General features: G+C 54.9%; 15 protein-coding genes. 1 reads left to right on the top strand and 14 read right to left on the bottom strand.

Annotated features, from left to right (window positions below; genetic code table 11):
* Positions 1 to 29 precede the first annotated feature (29 nt).
* The 11 genes from CBR65_RS14935 to CBR65_RS14885 form a co-directional block, all read right to left on the bottom strand.
* Positions 30 to 986: an AgmX/PglI C-terminal domain-containing protein gene (locus CBR65_RS14935; RefSeq protein ID WP_087467599.1), complete on the bottom strand. Its 957-nt coding sequence runs from the start codon at positions 984 to 986 to the stop codon at positions 30 to 32.
* Positions 986 to 1,510, bottom strand: coding sequence for a biopolymer transporter ExbD (locus CBR65_RS14930; protein ID WP_087467598.1), 525 nt, complete (start codon positions 1,508 to 1,510; stop codon positions 986 to 988). Before CBR65_RS14930 ends, CBR65_RS14935 begins: the two co-directional genes overlap by 1 nt.
* Positions 1,507 to 2,046: a biopolymer transporter ExbD gene (locus CBR65_RS14925; protein ID WP_087467597.1), complete on the bottom strand. Its 540-nt coding sequence runs from the start codon at positions 2,044 to 2,046 to the stop codon at positions 1,507 to 1,509. Before CBR65_RS14925 ends, CBR65_RS14930 begins: the two co-directional genes overlap by 4 nt.
* 74 nt (positions 2,047 to 2,120) lie before the next feature.
* Positions 2,121 to 2,795 (bottom strand): MotA/TolQ/ExbB proton channel family protein, encoded by a 675-nt coding sequence (locus CBR65_RS14920; protein ID WP_087467596.1) that lies wholly within the window; start codon positions 2,793 to 2,795, stop codon positions 2,121 to 2,123.
* 126 nt (positions 2,796 to 2,921) lie between these two features.
* Positions 2,922 to 3,275 carry a hypothetical protein gene (locus tag CBR65_RS14915; protein ID WP_087467595.1) on the bottom strand — a complete coding sequence of 118 codons (354 nt, stop codon included), beginning with the start codon at positions 3,273 to 3,275 and terminating at the stop codon, positions 2,922 to 2,924.
* A 3-nt stretch (positions 3,276 to 3,278) separates the two neighbouring features.
* Positions 3,279 to 3,950, bottom strand: a complete 672-nt coding sequence (locus tag CBR65_RS14910; protein ID WP_087467594.1) for a tetratricopeptide repeat protein — start codon at positions 3,948 to 3,950, stop codon at positions 3,279 to 3,281.
* Complete coding sequence (locus tag CBR65_RS14905) at positions 3,937 to 6,837, bottom strand: tetratricopeptide repeat protein (RefSeq protein ID WP_232461208.1); 2,901 nt, start codon at positions 6,835 to 6,837, stop codon at positions 3,937 to 3,939. The genes CBR65_RS14910 and CBR65_RS14905 overlap by 14 nt, the downstream gene beginning before the upstream one ends.
* The gene (locus tag CBR65_RS14900) at positions 6,834 to 8,840 is read right to left on the bottom strand and encodes a tetratricopeptide repeat protein (protein WP_232461207.1); all 2,007 of its coding nucleotides are present in this window, start codon (positions 8,838 to 8,840) and stop codon (positions 6,834 to 6,836) included. Before CBR65_RS14900 ends, CBR65_RS14905 begins: the two co-directional genes overlap by 4 nt.
* On the bottom strand, positions 8,828 to 9,280 hold the full coding sequence (locus CBR65_RS14895) for an AraC family transcriptional regulator (protein WP_087469090.1): 453 nt from the start codon (positions 9,278 to 9,280) through the stop codon (positions 8,828 to 8,830). Before CBR65_RS14895 ends, CBR65_RS14900 begins: the two co-directional genes overlap by 13 nt.
* A gap of 341 nt (positions 9,281 to 9,621) precedes the next feature.
* Complete coding sequence (locus tag CBR65_RS14890) at positions 9,622 to 10,626, bottom strand: FAD:protein FMN transferase (RefSeq protein WP_369825622.1); 1,005 nt, start codon at positions 10,624 to 10,626, stop codon at positions 9,622 to 9,624.
* A gap of 125 nt (positions 10,627 to 10,751) precedes the next feature.
* The gene (locus tag CBR65_RS14885) at positions 10,752 to 12,173 is read right to left on the bottom strand and encodes a polysaccharide lyase (protein ID WP_087467593.1); all 1,422 of its coding nucleotides are present in this window, start codon (positions 12,171 to 12,173) and stop codon (positions 10,752 to 10,754) included.
* A gap of 106 nt (positions 12,174 to 12,279) precedes the next feature.
* Here CBR65_RS14885 and CBR65_RS14875 point away from each other — a divergent pair, with 106 nt between their 5' ends.
* Complete coding sequence (locus tag CBR65_RS14875) at positions 12,280 to 13,362, top strand: glycoside hydrolase family 16 protein (RefSeq protein ID WP_198300751.1); 1,083 nt, start codon at positions 12,280 to 12,282, stop codon at positions 13,360 to 13,362.
* Positions 13,363 to 13,450: 88 nt separating this feature from the next.
* Here CBR65_RS14875 and CBR65_RS14870 read toward each other — a convergent pair whose 3' ends face one another.
* The 3 genes from CBR65_RS14870 to gspM all read right to left on the bottom strand — a co-directional run bounded on the left by CBR65_RS14870 (position 13,451) and on the right by gspM (position 16,833).
* Complete coding sequence (locus CBR65_RS14870) at positions 13,451 to 15,154, bottom strand: glycosyl hydrolase family 18 protein (RefSeq protein ID WP_232461206.1); 1,704 nt, start codon at positions 15,152 to 15,154, stop codon at positions 13,451 to 13,453.
* 367 nt (positions 15,155 to 15,521) lie between these two features.
* Positions 15,522 to 16,289: a type II secretion system protein N gene (locus CBR65_RS14865; RefSeq protein WP_157672092.1), complete on the bottom strand. Its 768-nt coding sequence runs from the start codon at positions 16,287 to 16,289 to the stop codon at positions 15,522 to 15,524.
* A gap of 61 nt (positions 16,290 to 16,350) precedes the next feature.
* Positions 16,351 to 16,833, bottom strand: a complete 483-nt coding sequence (gspM, locus tag CBR65_RS14860; RefSeq protein ID WP_087467588.1) for a type II secretion system protein GspM — start codon at positions 16,831 to 16,833, stop codon at positions 16,351 to 16,353.

The raw sequence follows: 16,833 nt of genomic DNA, 5'->3' as shown, positions 1-16,833 counted from the left end.
CAATCGCCGGGTTTTTTATTGCAGAGAATTTATTGCGGCAAGAAATCAAACGAATAATTCAAGGTCGTTCGCGCAACATTGGATGCGGGGAAACTGATCAAGCGAATGCGTTGCAACAGTTTTGCTTCCAGATCCGGATCTTGCAATTCACTGGAGACAATACTGACATCAGAAATTTTGCCTGACGATTCGATGATGATCTTCACCACCACCTTGCCCTGCAACGCCGGATTCTGACGTAACGCGCGGTTGTAGATGGAGAAAATCGCACCCTTGTGCTGCTCCATAACTTTGCGAATTTCCTCTTCACTGCGCGCCGCACTTTCCTGCGCCTGACCACCACTATCCGCCGCTGTAGTACCGGTGGATTTAGCCAGGTCACTTTCCACTTTTGTGGTTTCACGACCGGATAAAGCCACACCGCCAGTATCGCGACTCAATGCTGCAGTATTGATACCGCCACTGGCCGTCGTCACGCCGCTGGTTACCATAGAGCGATCCACGGTAGCGGCGGTTGCTTCACCGCGTGCGACATTGGCGCTGTCGATGGCTGACACGTCGAGGGACTCGCGCATCTCCATCAAATCATCCTTGAATTGCAACAGGCCACTGGCCGCCGCTTTTTCGCGCGCCTTGGCGACGTTGGGTTTTTCCGGCGGCTTTTCTTTTACCGGTTCCGGTTTTTTCTCCGGCTCGGGTTTCGGCTCTTCCGGTTTTGGCTCCTCAGGTTTTTTCTCTTCAACCTTGGGTGGCTCTACCGGTTTGGGCGGCGGCAATTCCTGTTTCTCCAGAATCACCCGCGCCAGTTGTGGCGGAAGCTTGGCTTTTTCTTCGCGGGTTTGTTCCGGTACATCAATAAGCGTTATCGGAATACTCAGCACGACCAGCGCAATCAGCGCGATCTTGAGAATACGCTTAAAGCGTTCATCATCCTCAGCCGACGAACTCCAGGGCAGCAGGGTATTGGGGGTAAGATAAAATGCCATCAGCCCTCCGCCCCCTGCGCATCATCAGAGACGGCTGTTTGCGATACGGCGAGGGAGATATCGCGGTAATCGGCCGCCGCACAGGTCGCCATGATTTTTTTCAGCAATTCATAAGGAATGGTTTGATCCCCCATGATCGTCACTGGCCGACCGGTGAGTTTTTCCTCCTCGGTCAATGGCCGGGCTTTGGATGCCTGGTACTTCAGTTCTGTCTCCAACGGTGCATATTTATCGTCCGTGCTGGCCAATACCGAGGCCACACTGCCGATACGCTGACCAGCGACGACTATGTCTTCTGCACTGACCATCACCACCAGATTATTTTCCGGAACGATGTCGGAAACCGATGCGGGTAATTTAATACTCTTGTCGGTTTGCAAGACTTCTACATCCGAGGAGTTCACCAGCAGGAAGAACACCAGGATGGTAAAGATATCCATCAAGGACACCAGGTTCAGCTTGGGTGCCTGGTTCATACGGCGATGGTGTTTGGCCATACGTTTGGCGCGCAGCGATTGCTTCATGGCTGTGCTCCCTGTACGGCTGTGGTGGATTCACCTTCCGGTGCATCACCCAATGAAATTTCCGGAAATAATTCTGCGTTAACCACCGAGGCCGCGACTACCGCTTTAAATGAGCGCACAGTGTCCATCGCCGTCACCACCGTCTGGTAGGAGGTGTCTTTTTCCGAGAGGATGAAGATGTCTTTTTTCTCAATGCCTTTTTCTTCCAGGTTACGTTTCACTTCCTGGAGAATGATCGATAAGAGTTTGTAATCATGTTCGCCTTCGGCGGTCTTCTCGACGCGCTTCAAACGAATACCGGCCGGATAATTCACATCCAGGTAATCCTTGCGAATCACCAGTTCCAGTTGTTGCGGAGGTTCTTCCTCTTGCGGGGTACTGGGGTCCGCCATATCAGGCAGTTTCAAATCCAGTACCGTGGTCCGCGCGAGCACCATGCTGATCAACAACACCGGCACCAATATGATCATCAGATTCATAAAGGAGGTGACGTCGAGATCGGCTTCGCCGTGTTTGTGTCGCCTTTTAATGCGCATAACCAGTGCTACCTGTAACCATCAGATGAGTGAAAGGCCGCACCTCCAGATAGAGGCTGTGGCCTTGCCGGGTTTTAGGCTCGGCTCGGCGCCGCTGAATCCTGGGCGCGGTTTCTCTGGGGCATCTCCTGCACATGGGCGATGATGTTGAGGCACTTGACCCCGGCCATCTCCAGGCTATCGATGATTTCGGTGGTTTTGGTTTGCAACATGGAATGGATCAGCAGTAACGGAATCGCGGCGATCAGACCGAAGGCCGTGGTGTTCATCGCCACCGCAATACTGGAAGACAGCAACGCGGCTTTTTCAGCCGGGTCGGCATTGGCTACAGCACCGAAGGCGGCGATCAGGCCGATGATGGTACCCAACAGCCCCAGCAGCGTGGCGATATTGGCGAGGGTGGCCAGATAGGGCGTGCGACGCTCAAGACGCGGCATGGCTTCCATAACACCTTCTTCCATCGCCAGTTCAATGTCGTCGCGACGGGGCGACTGCGCCATGCGTGCTACGCCAGCGCAAACAATACGCGCGATGGGTGCATTGGTGGATTTACCAGTATTCATCACGCCCTGGTAATCACGCTTTTGCAGCAAGGGCAGGATGCGGTCAAAGGCCTGGCGATTGGACCGTTTGGCCACACTCAGGAACAACCAGCGCTCGATGGCGATGGCCAGACCAACCACCAGTACGACGGCGATGGGGTACATAAAAGTACCGCCTTCCTGGAAGAAACGAATTAATGTGTTCATAAAAGCACTGTCCTTCAACTGACTTATGGATGTAGGTGGTGTAATGAAAAAGCGTTCTATTAGCTTAGCTAGTCTCGCGCGCTTTTCACGGCGTATTTTTCAAAATTTGACGTAACGCATAAGGCGTCAGGGTTTTGCCTTGTTGAGGGCCGCTTCGGCCTCCAGACTGCGACGCAGCTCTTCGCGCTCCAGGTGGCCAAAAACCTCGTCATACTGACTGCTCAGGGTTTCAAATTCGATATCGGTCGCCTCCGGCGATTGCCAGGGCAGGATGTATAACACCCGGGGCTGCTCCTGATTCCCAGTGACGGTGGTCTGCAAACTGATGGTAGCCTCGCCGGTGGGACGGGGCCGCGCGGGCTCGGTCGGCGCCTCCGGCGCAGCGGCGGGCGCGGTGTCTGCGTCCTGGGCCATGGCCGGAAGATTCACCCCCAGCAGCAACGCCATCGTTAACCCCTGTTGTAACCAATCATGTTTCATGACCTAGCCTCCGCTTGCGCCTAACCGGCGCTCCAGATCGACAATCCAGCCATTGACCAGCTTGTCCGGCTCCGGCAGCAATTGCTGGTAAGCCTGGTAGTGTTGCAGTGCCTGCTCGCTTTTACCCATGTACAGGTCGTAGAGAATGCCCAGGTTGCGATGGCTGGCCGGGTGAAACGGCCAGATAGCCAGCGCCTTTTTGTACTGCTCCTCCGCTGCCGCAAAGTCGCCGGCTTCGCGTTTAAGAATCCCGAGTTGGTTGTAGGCGTCCAGGTTGTTAGCGTTCGCCGCTACGGCCTGATTCAATGCTTGCTCGGCTTTATCCAATTCACCTTTGGCCTGATAAACCAGACCGAGGTTGAGGTACGCACCGGACAGGTTGGGATATTGCGTCGTCACGCGGGTCAGCAGGTTCTCCGCCTGGGGCCACTGCTTTTTCGCCATGGCAGCGATGGCGTCGTTGAATAATTGTTGCGCCTGGCGATTAATCGAGGGTTTGCTAGCCAGATAGGGATTGGGCGTAGCCGGTCCCGGTGGCAAGAGCGGCGATTGCGGTTGTCCTGTTGCGTCTGTCGCGACCTGTTCGGCATCGGGGATTTCTGCTTTTTTCGGACCCGACGAACAGGCCGTCAGCACCAACAGCAGCGCCAGCAACCATGCGCTAGTGGATCTCATGGCTGACCTCCAGACGGGTTTCCTGTTTGTTATAGCGTCCCGGTAACAACTTGGCGAGCGCCTCGAAACTGCGCTTTACCCACGCGTCGTAGGTACCTTTCCAGCTGCGCTGGGCGTTGGCCTGATGGATATCGATAGACTTTTCTTCAAAGGGATAAGCCTGCTCTTCCAGCAGGATTTCGTATTGCTCCAGCTCCAGCTCATCCAGGCCGTTGGGGCGCTGGGAATCCATCAGGTCGCGGCTCAACTGGGCGTAGATTTCACCGATACGGAAACTGGCCTGGGTGGTGAATTCGGCCACGCCGTATTGCAGTATCCGCTCCTGGCCTTTGAGTGCCTTGTCCAGCGCCGCACGTTTACGTTGCAGGCTGGCCTTGAGCGGCAAATTCAGCGGGATACGCACAAAGTCGTCATAGGCGGGCTGCGCCAGTTCGGTTTCGGCGGAGGCTGCCAGATAGATGGAACGATCGGTGCGCGCATCGCCAGCGGCGGCGTTGGTGTCGATGATCTTCTGTAACCAGAATTGGCGGCGCGTGCCGTCGCCGGTATCTGCATACAGCTCGGTCAGGCGGTGTTGCGCCTCCAGATTTTCCGCCAGTGGGCGCGGGTAGTTATTGGCGTAGCGAGTGTATTGCTCGATGGCGCGATTGCGGTCACCGGATTTGTCGTACAGCTCGGCGCCCATGATCAGGGACTGGCGTTTCACATCCGGATCGGTGCTAGTGCGTTCCATTACCAGCAATTCATCCGCAGCCAGCTGCCATTTGCTCTGGTTCTGGTACACCACCACCAGCTTGGCCGGCAGGCTCGCCGCCAGTTCGTGGTTGGGATATTGCTGCCGGAAGGACAACAACACGCGCTCGGCATCCACCCATCGCTCCTGTTCGATCAGGTAGGTACCCGCATCGTAACGGGCCTTGATGGCCACGTCGGTATCCGGCGTGACTTCGGTGATACGCAGCAACTGGGTGATGGCATCGTCTTTTGCGCCCGCCGTTAACGAAGCCTGCGCCTGTTGGTAAATACTTGCCGCAATTCGCTCACGCACATCCTGCTGACTCGGCGCACCGGGGGTTTGGCCGTAAGTGGGTAATAACTTCAGTACCTGCCAGTAAGCCTGTTCAGCGGCGGGATACTGCTGGAGATCGAACTGGCTGTGACCCAGCACCAGCCAGGAGCTGAATAACAATTGGCCGTCAGGCTGCGGTTGCCAGGCAATGACCCGTTCGGCCACCGCGATGGCTGATACCTGGTCACCCTGATTCAGCAGTTCCGGTGCCGCTTGGGCTAACACTGTGACGGCGCGCGGGTCAGTCGGGTACACCTCGGCAAAGCGCAGCGAATTATCGATCTTGCGTTGTTGCCATTGTTGGCGCACTTCGCCCAGATTGGGCTGGGTTTGATCAATCAACTCTTGTGATAACAGCACCGCTGAATAGGCTGACTCTGCCCCGTGAATCGGGCTGCGGTATTCGTAGGCCACTTTCTCGTAAGACATCAATGCCTGAGCCAGGTCGCCGGCTTCATAGAGGGATTCCGCCAGCAGGAAAGTCATGTCCGCCGCTTTGGGGTCCTGGGGAAAGGTCTGCACAAATTCGCGGTACCAGAGTGCCGCACTGGCATAGGCAGCCACCGCCTGATTATTGGCCGCCTGTTGTTCGCGCGGGTCAGTGAGTGTCTGGCTATTGGCCTTGAGCTGCTGTGCTTCAGCGTGCTCGTAGGCGGCCAGTTCCTGTAAGGATTCATGCAGGTAAGCGCGGGCGGTGTTGCTGAGCGCGCCGTTGCGCTCGGTCCAGAAACGGCTGGTAATGCCGTAGCGACGCACAAAGTCCTGCTTGGCCGGCAGGATCAAACTGGGGAAGTTGCCCTGCTCATAGGTCTGGATGGTCTTGATGCTGAAGTCCGGCGCGAAGTCCGAATTGGGATTGTTTTCCACAAAGTGATTATAGGTTTCAGCGCTGTCGTTAAAGCGTTTCTGTTCCAGGTACAGCTGGCCCAGTTGCTCATATAACAGGTGCTGATACACCTTTGGCCCAACTTCCGTTTGCAGGTCAGTGATCGACGCAGGGCCATCAAGGTAGGACAAGGATAACCCCATCACCCGCAAGGTATCGCCAACCAGATTGCTGCGCGCTGGCCCCAGATCCGCCATCGCCTGACTCACCTGATCCGGCTGTTTGGCAGAAGCCAGGAGCTGGTCCAGCACCTGGGCAAAGGCGTGCAAGGCCAGGTCATAGTCGCCGCGTTTGAATTGCGACCAGCCCTGCATATAAAGCGCATTTTGTTTGAAGGTGTCGTCGTCGCCAGTCACCACGCTGCGGTAATGGTTTTCCGCCGCCGCATAGTCGCCATCGGAAAAGGCTTTTTCCGCGCGGCGGAACTGGGTTTCAGACATAAAGGGAGAATCGGGATGGTTCTGCGCCAGTTCATCCAGCACCGCCGCCGCTTCGGCATTGCGGCCATCCAGGGCGTAGGCCTTGGCCAGCTTGTAACGCAGTTGATCAATATCCACGCCCTGGGTGGGCTGGGGTTTGCTGGCTTCGTAGTCAATCAGCTCGCGGTACATGGCGATGGGGCGGTCATATAGGCGACGCAGGTCGGTCGCCTCCTCTTGCTCCCGCTCACTGCGCGCCATCTCCAGATCTGCCAGACGCAGCAGGATTTGCTGACGCATGGCCGGCTCTTCAGCCACGGCTAATGCCTTGCGATAGCTGGATTCGATGCGATCAATCTCGATCACCTCGACCGTCTTGGCCGCATTAGGCAGGGTCGCGGGAGGTAAGTCTGCCAGTGTGCCTTCGCGCTCTTCGCTGCCACCGAACAAGCCGCAGCCAGTCATAAGCGAGACGCCAAAGCAGGCAATGTAGATAAGACGGAAGCGACTCATGGGGCTTGCTTCCTCAATGCCTTGTCATACAGACGTGCCACGGCGAGGTGAGACTGGGCCAGATACGCCGTGAGCCGTTTCTGATGGCCAGCCAATTGCCGATCCACCTGCTCACGCAGTGCTTCGGCGCGAATGTCGATCACCCGCTCGGCCTCAACCAACTGGTTCTGGGTTTCATTCTGCAACTGGCGAATCCGCGCCATCATGGGGCGAATATCCAGATTGGTCGAGGTGATGGCATCGATGCGCCGCGAGGTTTCATCCAGTTGCGCCAAAGCCTCATCAATCTGCTGGCGATTTTTCTCGTTCGCCCACAAACGCTCCGGGAATTGTTGAGCCGCTTGCCACAGCAGGATACCGCGATACATACGCAGGCTTTCGGCGTAGTCACTGGTGTCTTCACCGGACTGCGCCATGCGCTGCAAGGTTGTCTCAGAGCGCTGCACCATCTCGTAGAGCTCGCGGCTGTTGTCATCGGCTAGCGCCATAACGTCGCTATTGTCGACGATCCGCTGCAAACGTGCGGCCAACTGGTCACGTTCTTCCTGCAACACCACGCGCTGCTGGTCGAGCGCCTGTTGCGCGAGGCGCTGCTCCTGTTGTTGGCGCAGCCGTTGTTTTTCTTCCAGCAAGTCGGCGTAGATATCCAGCTTGGGTTGCCAATCCTGCAATACCTTGCGCAGCCGCAGGAGGTCACGCAGGTCCAGCACAGCGGTCTGGAATTCATTCTGGGCAAAGAGTTCGGTGAGATAGGCGGAACGGGTTTTGATTACGCTGGTGCGATCCAGCTTGAGCCAGTTCTGTCCATCATCGGTGACTACGGCGGTCAGGATAGTGGGGTCAGTAACCGGGTCAGCGGTCGCTGCATCCAGTTCTTCCGTGGTGACGGGTCTGGCGCCGACAATCGTCAGGAGTTCGCCTTTGGTGAGCGTGGCGCGCATATCCTGCACTAATTCAATCTCGGCGGTCAGCAGGGACTCGGCGGTTTCGTAAGCTGACAGTGCATCACCCTCAGCACCCATTTTTTCATAGGCAAAGGGCAGGGCCAGCAAGGATTCCTGCACCGGCGGATAGATCAAACTGCGCTGACGCAACACTTGCCAGGGGCGGATGGCCAGCTCGTAGTCTTCCTGCTCCACTGCCGCCCAGCCGTAACCCAATAGCGCCTGATTCGACTGCGATCCGCTGAGCAAGACTTTGCTGAATTGTTCGATGGCAGAAGAATAATTGCGGCGCAACAAAAAGGCGTAGCCCATGGCGGTGTGGGCTTTGTCCTGCAAGGTCCAGTATTCGGCGCGCAGGCGCGGGTTTTCCGGGACATCCAGCTTGACCAACTCGCGATAGTAACTGCTGGCCTGCATGTAATCCCCGGCGCGGGCGTAGGCAGAACCCATGTTGTAAAGGGCGTAGGGACTCCAGTTGCCCAGCTGCTCCTGGTTCAGACGCTTGAGGGGGATAGGGGTGAGTTGGTCACGGCGGATTTGCAGGTTGATCTGCAACGCGCGCATTTCGCCGGTAAGAACCGGGTTAAAGTCGGCACTGACGCGGGCAAAACTCTGTTCGGCCTCGTTCCAGTTGCCGCGAATGTAATGCAGCTTGCCCAGATAAAACCAGGCGGCGTCACGCACCCGCTGGGGCCGCTTTTCGCCCTGCAACAGATCCTGAAACAACCGCTCAGCATGGTGTTCCATGCCAAACGCCAGACTGATCCCCGCCGCCATCAACTCCGGGTTGTCGGCGTGACCCTGAATACCGTCGCGGCTGTCCGCCACCATCAGCTCAGTCAGCGCGCTGAGGTAATCCTGCTGGTAGTAGTGGTACAGGGAAACCCCGTAGCGCAAATCCGCCACGGTAGTTTTAGGTTCCTCTGCCGCCAGGCTTACCATCGGCAAGGCGCACAACGCCACGGATAGCAATCCACGGCGCCAGCGCGAGGCGGCGGCCATTACAGCATTGCAAAACCCTTGCCGTGTGTATCGGTTGAGGAAAACTACATCTGCCATTCTTTGATATCGAAGACGGGTTGCAACTGGGCGGTGGAGTCGATAATGCGCAACTCCAACACCAGGGGCGACTGGGTTTTATTAACGGTCAATTTCGCGCCGCGTTTGTAATCCTGATGGGGACCGCGTCCGGTAAAGAAAACAGCGATCTCATGCTCACCGGACTTGAGATTGCCGATATACAACCGCTGCACGCCACCACGGAAAAGCGCATCGACTTGCTTATCCGAGTAAAGCTCGCTGGCCACCAGTTGACCGTCGATCTCCAGCTTGATGGCATCCAGCGAAAAATACTGGCCGAGGTCCATAGAGATGTAGATAGCCACCTGGCTGCTGGCCGGGTAAAGCAATTCTTCTTCGAGGATCAACAGGTCGCGGTTAAGGGTCAGCACCGCTTCTTTAAGGTTTTCCAGTTCCGGCGCAATGGGCGCCTGTTGCATGGACTCACCCGCCTCAGTCTGGGCACTGGCGGGCTGCCAGAGGAAAACGAGGAACAGCGCCGTCACCAGCCATCTCACTGGCAGCTTCCCCAAGGTCGTGATCATTACCGTCTCTCCACTCTATTTTTGCGGGTGTTATTTCCGGAAGCAATTAGCGCGCGCTGTTGTTAGATGCGACAGCGGAGGCTCATTCTAGAAGCCCGACACATTCTTGGATGTGAACGCCAGCACACTTGACCCTGCGCTGGCGGGTATTTTTGTCATTCGATCAAACACAATACACAGACTTCGTTAATCGCCAGCACTTAGGATAGCCGAGTTTTGGCGTGCTAATCGATTTGTTATTGATCTTGTGGATCAGGTAGCGCTTCCGGCGGCGCCAGCCCTTCGCTGTAATGCACCTTGCCTTCTGCCGTGATGATAATTGCATCAAAACCGGGCATTTTCGCGATCAACTGCAAGCCTTTTTCCACCCCGAGCACAAACACCGTTGTGGACAATGGATCGGTATCAAACCCCTGCGGGCCAATAATGCTGACACTGGCAATTCCCTGCGTGGATTTACCGGTGCGCGGGTTGAGGATGTGATGCACCCGCTGGCCATCGCTGTCGATGAAATAACGTTCGTAATCGCCAGAGGTGGAGATCGCGCAATCGATCAAAGGCAGCTTGATGGCAACGCCGTCCTCGGCACGCGGGTTTTTAATACCCACAATCCATGGCCGCCCAAGTTTATCGCCCATCACCCGGCTGTCGCCGCCGGCAGAAATATTGGCGTGGGCGACGCCGCGTTGTTGCAGGATCTCAATGCCACGATCCACCGCGTAACCTTTGGCGATCCCGCCCAAGTCGATATATACCTTGGGATGGGTGAAATAGAGGGTGCCCGCCGCTTTATCAAGTTTGACGAATTCATAGTTAATCGCCGGCAGCAGCTCTTCCGCCTGGCGTTCACTCGGTTTCAGTTTTGCGCGGTAATCGTAATAACGCCCGAGCGACGCGAAGGTGATATCGAAGGCACCGTCGCTCACGCGACTGTAGTAGAGGGATTTATCAATCAGACGGGTCAGCTCGGGGGAAATGCTCAGCGGCTTTGCAGCACTGGCTTTGGGAGCCAATCGGTTAGCGCGGGATAACTGGCTGGTTTCGATATAGGGGCTGAACTCCGCATCAATGCGTCGCATCTCATCCATCACCGCCGCTACCGCCGCCTTGCCCTTGGCGTCATCCTCGACCCAGAGGGTGACGCTCACACGGGTGCCCATGATGTCCTGGTTGTCGCTGTGCCAGTTGGCAAAAGCGGGCAAGGAGAACAATAGGGTAAGCAATATCAGCGAGGTGCGCACAACAGACTCCGGCAAAATAAAAACGGCTTCGATTATCACCCCGTGTTTTGACAATTGCCATCGCAAAGCTCGCAAAAAGATGCCGGCCGAACTCGTAAAGTTTCCGTCCATCATTAAGTGTTGACTTAAGGATCAATCAACTCCACCCAAGGCTCACTGTTATCCAACCGAACCGGGCTGTAGATGCCCACATAATTTTCCGGTAAGGAATGCTGCAGCGGGTTTTTATTAGGTGCGATTCCGTAACGTGCTTCGTAATAGTGATAAAAACTTTCATCGTCCTGCACGTAAACGCGACTACCGCTGCTGTAACTGCCTGCGGCTTGCCATTGGTTGTAACCTGCCAAGGGATGATTTCCTCCCTGATTGCCACCATCCGGCTGGGTCGTTACATCACCCAGGCGACTGGTGGTGCTGATGGTGATGTCATCGAAGTAGCTGTATTGATCTGTAGCCGGCGCCCAATCATTGGAGCTGCCGCCGAAGAAGGTTTCAAACAATAATTTATCGATGGTGACCTGCGCGCTGGTGCGCAACAGCAGGTTGCTGGAAACCAATACTTCTTCACCGTCAATGTACGTGGTGATCTGGCCATCGTGTTGATTGACCGAGCCCAACTCCACATGGCTGGTGATGGTGTGCCAGCGACCTTTGGTAAAGAAAAAATAATAGCTGCTGTAATCACCGCAGTATTCGGTTTTATCCGGGTTATACAGATATTGCAGCGCGTGACCGTTCTCTCGCCACATCAAGCGCGCACTAAAACCATCGAGTAAATTATTCGCTACACAGCCGGTCGGCTTGGTGCCGGTGTAGCCCGCAAGGCCCGGTAATTTTCCACCTTTAACCCAGGTAAAGTTTTCACCGAACATCACTTTATATTGCAGCCACAATTGGTTGTGCGGCGCACCGGGAATGGTGTAGGTAAACACCGACGCTGAACCGCCACCCACTTGCCCTTGACGATAAGTCACACGCAGCACCTTGTTATTGCCACCCTCGGGGTCATTCAAAATGTGCAGGCGACCATCGGCCACACCCGCCGAGGCATTGGGATTAAATCCCCAATCCGCATTGAATTGCGCTGCCGTGTAAGCGCCGGTTGAGTGTTGATTAAAATCATTGAAATACAGCGGCGCACCACCGGTTGAACTATTACTTGAATTGGATGAGCTGTTGCTTGAATTGGACGAACTGCTCACACTGGAAGGCGCACTTGAGGAAATATTGGAGCTGGAAGAACTGAAACTTGAAGAGCTGGAATTCATAACACTGGACGAACTGATTGAAGATGCTCCTCCTGCATCACACACACCCAGATCACTCCAGGCATAAGCCCAGGCCCAACCCACGCCCGGCTCATAAGGCCCACCCAAGCTGCACCAGCCGCCGACGTCGCAGCGATACGCATGGTTTTGATGTTTTACCAACTGGCCGGTGGCCGCGGCAGAAACCGAGTAGTTCGGCAGGTTAGTACAATTATATGCAGCCACCTGATTGGCCAGCATTAACGCTGCACCGACAACGACATAGCGAATGAAAGACATAGTAAATCCCCGTGAGAGCAAAAGATTTCTATAGAACAGAAGGGAGTTTACTTCGAGGGACAACGTTGTCAATATGGGCAAACAAATGACCTACCTGGAGTCTCTTATGTCGTGCGCTGACAATCCCAAAGGCGTTCCATTAACGAAGCTTTGCATCCCGGCATTACTGACGTTATTAAGCGCATGCGGTGGTAGCGGCAGCTCAGGCTCTGATAGTGCGCCAACATCCAGCCAGGCATCCTCTGGCGATACGAGCAGCAGCTCCAGCATGGTATCCAGCAGCTCCGCTATAAGCAGTAGCATTCCTTCATCATCCAGTCACAGCTCGCCAAGCAGCACTTCCAGTTCAATCGCCAGTGGCTCATCCAGCTCGGCAGTCGCCATCAGTGAAAATGTTTTGTTCGACGATTTTAATTACACCGACTCCACCCAAATGCCCACCAACGGCTGGTATGTACGCACCGGCGGTGGCGGCCCGGGAATCAGTGGTGCAAGTTGGTCAGCGGGTTACGTGAGTTTTCTTGATGACCCCGACAACAACAGCAATCGTTTAATGCGCATGCGTGCATCAACAGCGGGCAACGGTGCAACCACCGTGCAATCGCAAATTACTCACGATGGCAATTATTTACGCGGTACCTACGCCGCCAGAATGTATTTTTACAACGAACCGACATCCGGCACCGACGGCGATCAAATCGTTGAAACCTTTTATACGATTACACCGCTGGAATTTTCCATGGACCCGGATTACGGCGAGATTGATTTTGAATATTTAGCCAACGGCGGCTGGGGCCAAAGCCAACCCACCATGTTCCTCACCACCTGGGAAACTTACCAACCCGATCCATGGATTGCGGACAACACGCACACGACGCTGGTTGCCGATCACACCGGCTGGCGCACGCTGGTTGTGCAAGTAGATGAAGATCAGGTGCGCTATTACATCGACGGCATATTGTGCGCAACGCACGGCGGAAAATATTATCCGGAAACGGCGATGTCGATTAATTTCAATATCTGGTTTATTGAAGGTGGATTAATCAATTCCAGCAGCGAACGTGTTTATCAACAGGATGTTGATTGGGTTTATTTTGTGGATCAAGAGGTGTTGAGTCCGCAGGAAGTTCAGGCGCAGGTAGAGCAGTTACAGATGGACTCTGTGGTATTCCGCAACTCTGCAAATTAATTTTACTGAACACACATCGTTAACTGTTTTGTAAGAGCCTTCTTGTGTAAAAGCCGGAGCAGAAAGCTGCCCCGGCGAACAGAGAAATTTACTGCAAACTATCCAGATACTGCCGATGATTCGTCGAGAACTCGAAGTTGTTGAACTTATCCCAGTTAATCGACCAGGTCATCACGCCGCGTAAATCTGTCCATGCGTTGTGTGGTTGATAGGTGGTGCAACCCTGCAACTTGATCAAACAATTCAACGCACTGTGCACTTGCGACACGCTGGTGAAGCCACCGCCGGCATTGTTGTTAGCGGGCAGGCCGAGCAGCACCTGATCCTGCCGCAAGGGCGGGAAGAAATCATTGGTGCCGGCAATGGTGAAGCCGGTTAGCAACATATCGATCATGGCAATGTGGAAATCGGCTACGCCCATGGTGTGGTATTGATTATCCAAACCGGTGATGGGGCCGGAGTTGTAGTTCTGCACTTGCAGCCAATCCAGTTGGTCGCGCATGGCGTGGATCACAGGCAAGTAGGCGCCGGCGCGTCTGTCGCAACCCAAGCAGGTGCCACCGTAGAAGCTGTAACCCAACTGCACGAAGAAAGTTTCCGGAGCCATGGTGAGCATAAAGTCTTCGCCGTAATGATCGGTAAGGTCGCGCAGGGCGCCGATCAAATTCACGATAACCGGCGTGGTCGGATTGCGGAAATCCGTATCGCCTTCGTTAAGGAATAATGAGTGTCCTTCGAAGTCCACATCAAGGCCGTCGAAGCCGTATTCATCAATGATGGTGATCATCGAATTCACGAAGTTATTACGCGCGGCCAGCGTGGGTAATTGCACCTGACCGTTGGCACCGCCGATGCTGATGATGACTTTTTTCCCGGCAGCCTGTTTCGCCTGAATACCCGCCCGGAATTCTTGTTCATTGAAGGCCGGATCAAGGACAAAGCCGATCATGCCCGGCGCAGCACCAGTGGGTTCCGCAAAGGACACATTGATCGCATCAAACGCATCGGACACCTGACTGATCGGAATAACACCTGAGCCATTGTCGAAGTTGTGCCAATAGCCGGAGATGATTCGATAGTCATCGTCACTGTTGCCGCTGCTGGATGATGAGCTGTTGATGCTCGAACCGATACTCGAAGAAACAACCGAGCTGGAAGAAGAGGTCACCCCACAACTTCTCACCAATTCCCAGGCCATCTGCCAATGGGCTCCGGTCCCTGGCGCATAGGCCCAGGCTGCACTGGAAGAGCACCAGCCTGCAATGGTGCAGCGATATTCACTGCCAGCGTTTTGCACCAGTTGATTGGCGGTGTAGCTGGTACCCGCAGAATAGCTTGGCGAAGCACAACTGCCACCGACCGACGAGCTGTTCATCACCGAACTGCTCACCACTGAACTGGCCACACTGGAAGACAGCGAGGAGCTGCTTGAAGGCAAGGAACTGCTGACGACGCTGGATGAAGAGCTGCTGGTTGTACCATCGCAGACGCCGATACTCGTCCATTCTTGCCATTGTCCCGAATGCGTCACCGGGTCGGCATTCTGGTTCCACCAATTGGCCCGGTAAACAGTGTGGTTGCGTTGTACGTTATTTCCCTGTGTATAAACGGCGATATTGCTCCACTGCGGAATTGATGAACAATTTACCGCGTAGGCATTGCTCATCAATGCCCATATAAAGATGCCGGTGCACCCTTGCACCAGCCTGACCATGAATGTATTGAAATTGCTTGTTGAGCCGCTGCCACCGGCCCGATTACCACACCTGTTGTTATTTGCTATGACTGTCATATTGGGATGACCTTATGAATTATCAGTTGTGTGAATGATTAATACCTCACCCAGCCCCATTCCTTGACCGAGGGGCAGCGCGAGGCGGTTTATTACAGAAGGGATACAACGTCCCGATCCTAGAACGGGACGGCGGCAACAACAACGGCGAATACGCTTTATGACAACGTTGTTTTTATCCCTAAAAACTATATACCACGATAAATAAGGGTTAGCGAGAACAAAAAAATCCGTTCGACAAAACGGTGGTCACGATGACATTGGCGAAATTAGATAGGGATCACAGCGAGGTTGTATCGACCGAAACGAGAAGAAGTTGGGCGAGGGAGATGGCGTCTGCACAGACGCCACGAGAAGCGGATGCGAATTACAGATTCATATCGACCCGATAACGATTATTACCGGCATTATCCGCACCATCCGGTTGGGCGAACATGGATATCCAGGCGCCGGCATTAATCTCTTCGGCAAAGGCCTGACTCATGCTGAACTGACCTTTAACATTGCCGCCACCGGCCAATGCCAGCATGGCTTGCAATTGCAATTGAACCGGACCGTCGATATTGAAGATATTGGCGTTAACGCCTTCCGGTGCCTGGGTGAGTTCAGCAGCAAAGCTGCCCAGATCCATCCAGTTATTGCCGTTGTGAATGCGCGCCGCCGACCAGGTCAGATTGCCATTCAGGCTTTGCAGCTCTTGGTTGCTCACTTCCAGTTCCTCAATCCGGGCCGACAACTGACCATCGAAGGGCAGCGGCAAGGCGCCCTGGAACAAGGCAGCTGGTGCAGTGATATCCGCGTCGTTTAATTCAATACCGCCGCTCAGGCTGGTACAGACTTCGCCGTCTATCTGCTGACGATCCTGCTTGGTGTGGACGGTGGCACAGGGATTCAAAAACACCATTGAAAGGGGGTGCAATTCCCAGCGCAGTTCGCCGAGGGAGTAGTCTTTTTGCTGAACCTTGACGCTGGCCAGACTGGCGCGACCGTTCCATACACTGCCACTCACACCGCTCAACGCCAGTTGATCGTTGCCGCGGGTCATCAACCAGGCGCCCCATACTGCCGGTATCTGGCTGATCACAAATACCAGCCAAATGAGAATACCCAAGGCAATCCAGAATTTATTGTTCATCGCTCGCGGCCTTGCCGGTGCAGCTTGTTTCACACTCGCCATCATTGTTGTTATCCACTACCTAGTGTTTTTGCATGCGAATATTGACGGTTACCTGACCCGGCTCATTGGTCGAGGCAATGGAAAGATCGCGTACGGCAATATTGTGTTTGTATTCCACGTCATAGAGCCACTGCATCAGCGACTCAAAAGGCGCGCGATCAAGCCGCACCCGCACTTCGCCGGCGGTGCCGGGTTGGAAACCACTCATACTCAGGTTGTTGGCGCGCAGGCTGGCGTCGATCAAGCGACTGATGTTCTCTCCAGATCCAGCGGCCTGGCCACCCTGATTGCGCGACTGCTGGATTTGTGCGGCCAGTAATTTCACCCGGCCCAAGGATTGGGTCGTGGTGGTGTTGGCCAGGACCTGGTTATCGCGCTTGGCTTGCAAGGGCGCCAACACCGCGATCCACAACACGTAAAGCAAAACCGCAATGCCACCCACCAACATCGTGGTTTGTTCGCGGCGATTGAAACGACTGAAATGAGTCAGGAGTTCGTTCAT

The sequence above is a fragment of the Cellvibrio sp. PSBB006 genome, assembly GCF_002162135.1.
Lineage (GTDB): Bacteria > Pseudomonadota > Gammaproteobacteria > Pseudomonadales > Cellvibrionaceae > Cellvibrio.
Note: the sequence above shows the minus strand (reverse complement) of the source record. Positions and strands in the feature narration are given on the sequence as shown.

What these genes read in the sequence shown, in the direction of transcription:
- CBR65_RS14930 (WP_087467598.1), bottom strand. Translation starts at nt 1,510, where the DNA reads ATGAAGCAATCGCTGCGCGCCAAACGTATGGCCAAACACCATCGCCGT.
- CBR65_RS14920 (WP_087467596.1), bottom strand. Translation starts at nt 2,795, where the DNA reads ATGAACACATTAATTCGTTTCTTCCAGGAAGGCGGTACTTTTATGTAC.
- CBR65_RS14885 (WP_087467593.1), bottom strand. Translation starts at nt 12,173, where the DNA reads ATGTCTTTCATTCGCTATGTCGTTGTCGGTGCAGCGTTAATGCTGGCC.
- CBR65_RS14895 (WP_087469090.1), bottom strand. Translation starts at nt 9,280, where the DNA reads ATGCAACAGGCGCCCATTGCGCCGGAACTGGAAAACCTTAAAGAAGCG.
- CBR65_RS14910 (WP_087467594.1), bottom strand. Translation starts at nt 3,950, where the DNA reads ATGAGATCCACTAGCGCATGGTTGCTGGCGCTGCTGTTGGTGCTGACG.
- CBR65_RS14875 (WP_198300751.1), top strand. Translation starts at nt 12,280, where the DNA reads ATGTCGTGCGCTGACAATCCCAAAGGCGTTCCATTAACGAAGCTTTGC.
- CBR65_RS14865 (WP_157672092.1), bottom strand. Translation starts at nt 16,289, where the DNA reads ATGAACAATAAATTCTGGATTGCCTTGGGTATTCTCATTTGGCTGGTA.
- CBR65_RS14925 (WP_087467597.1), bottom strand. Translation starts at nt 2,046, where the DNA reads ATGCGCATTAAAAGGCGACACAAACACGGCGAAGCCGATCTCGACGTC.
- gspM (WP_087467588.1), bottom strand. Translation starts at nt 16,833, where the DNA reads ATGAACGAACTCCTGACTCATTTCAGTCGTTTCAATCGCCGCGAACAA.
- CBR65_RS14915 (WP_087467595.1), bottom strand. Translation starts at nt 3,275, where the DNA reads ATGAAACATGATTGGTTACAACAGGGGTTAACGATGGCGTTGCTGCTG.
- CBR65_RS14900 (WP_232461207.1), bottom strand. Translation starts at nt 8,840, where the DNA reads ATGGCAGATGTAGTTTTCCTCAACCGATACACACGGCAAGGGTTTTGC.
- CBR65_RS14935 (WP_087467599.1), bottom strand. Translation starts at nt 986, where the DNA reads ATGGCATTTTATCTTACCCCCAATACCCTGCTGCCCTGGAGTTCGTCG.
- CBR65_RS14905 (WP_232461208.1), bottom strand. Translation starts at nt 6,837, where the DNA reads ATGAGTCGCTTCCGTCTTATCTACATTGCCTGCTTTGGCGTCTCGCTT.
- CBR65_RS14870 (WP_232461206.1), bottom strand. Translation starts at nt 15,154, where the DNA reads ATGACAGTCATAGCAAATAACAACAGGTGTGGTAATCGGGCCGGTGGC.